Here is a 1622-nt window from a genome sequence, read left to right as displayed (position 1 = left end):
CGAACTCCGGGCGCTCGAGGAGGTCGGCCACGCCGAGCCAGTCGTGGAGCAGGAAGTCCAGGTCGGCGCGAGAGAGGATCCGCTGCTCGGTCACGCGGCCAGCGTCGCACGGGAGCCGACTCGTTCGCCGCCGTGCAACACCGGACTGGAACTCCGGCGACCCGGCGCGGCAGGCTGAGCGGGTGGCCACCCCCGGCGGACCCGAGATGCGCGTCGTGCTCCTGCGGCACGGCGAGACCCACGGCTACTTCGACGACGTCGGGCTCACCGAGCTGGGGGAGTCCCAGGCGCGTGAGGCGGGGCGGGCGCTCGGGAAGGACCTGGCCGCGACGATGGGACCGGGGGAGCGGGTGCGTCTCCCGCACGCGCCTACCGCGCGCGGGACGGCCACGGCCGTGACCCTGCGCGAGGCGCTGGTCGCGACGCTCGACGAGGAGCTCGGCGCCGGACGGGGCCTCGTCGTCGGCGACCTCGAGCCCGACGCGCACTTCGACAGCCTGCAGTTCCTGTACGACGGCGAGGCGCGCGAGTCGTCCGGGGTCGCGGCCCGTCGCCTCGCGCTGGACCCGGGCGAGCCCACCCCGGACTGGGCGCTCGAGTTCGACCGGTTCGACTCCGACCACGGCGAGGACTCCAAGACCGGCGGGCCGATCGACCGCTGGCTGATCTCCACGACGCGCTACTTCGAGCCGCCGCAGATCGCGGTCTACCGACTGTGGGCCGGCATCCAGGCGCTCGCGGCGCAGCCCGAGCACGGCCGGGTCGCCCTGGTCAGCTCGCACTCCGGGCCGATGCGGGCCTTCGTCGCCGCCGCGATCGGCCAGGACCCCGGAGAACCGGTGAACCTCGAACAGGTCGACGTCCGCCTCGACGGCGACTCCGCGACCGTCGGCTTCCGCGAGCACCTGATGCCCGTCGACCTGACCACCGTGATCCCGCCCTGGATCGACCCGGCCTACCTGCGCGGCCGCCGGAAGGGTCCCGCCGGCGGATCGTGACCCGCCGCGGGCTCCCGAGTCAGCCCGGGCCCATCGTGGGGACCGCCATCCCGGCGAGTGCCGCGAGGACGGGATCGGTTGTCCGCACTACGACGAGGGCACAATTCTCTGGGGTGCCATTGACCGGAGGGTGTGCGCGCCGACACAGTGGGTCAGATCACCTTTCATGATCGACTGGAGGTCGACACGCCCGGCTACAAGTTCCTCGTCACCGCGTGGTCGATCGAGGCGGCGGGCGGGCCGAAGTGTTATCCCGGCCTGAGCATGGTGACGGCGCACGAGACGCTCGCCATCACCTCGGAGCAGTTCGACGCCGTCGCCTTCGAGATCGCCGCCACCCTGAACTTCCTCGGTGTGCCCGCCGCCGAGCACAAGGAGTTCATGGACGTCATCGAGCACTACCGCCCGGAGGTCACCAAGCAGGAGCCGGTCGATCGGGCCGGCACGCTGGAGCCCGCCGTCGCGCAGGCCTGACGCCGCGGGTCTGTCGCCTGCGGATCAGCCGGCGGCGAGGTCGCGGACGGCCCGTTCCAGCAGGTCGACACCCGGCCCGAGCACCGACTCGTCGAGGTCGAAGCCCGGCGTGTGGTGCGGACCCGCGAGGTCCGAGCCGATCGCGAGGTA

The 1622-nt window shown here is 72.7% G+C and carries 2 protein-coding genes; both read left to right on the top strand.

Annotated elements, in window-relative coordinates; all coding sequences use genetic code 11:
- The first annotated feature begins 182 nt into the window (after positions 1 to 182).
- On the top strand, positions 183 to 998 hold the full coding sequence (locus tag VGI02_RS10200) for a histidine phosphatase family protein (protein WP_331627226.1): 816 nt from the start codon (positions 183 to 185) through the stop codon (positions 996 to 998).
- Positions 999 to 1130: 132 nt separating this feature from the next.
- Positions 1131 to 1472 carry a group I truncated hemoglobin gene (locus tag VGI02_RS10195; protein ID WP_331627225.1) on the top strand — a complete coding sequence of 114 codons (342 nt, stop codon included), beginning with the start codon at positions 1131 to 1133 and terminating at the stop codon, positions 1470 to 1472.
- Positions 1473 to 1622: the final 150 nt, after the last annotated feature.

Source organism: Actinomycetospora sp., from assembly GCF_036497245.1.
GTDB lineage: Bacteria > Actinomycetota > Actinomycetes > Mycobacteriales > Pseudonocardiaceae > Actinomycetospora.
Note: the sequence above shows the minus strand (reverse complement) of the source record. Positions and strands in the feature narration are given on the sequence as shown.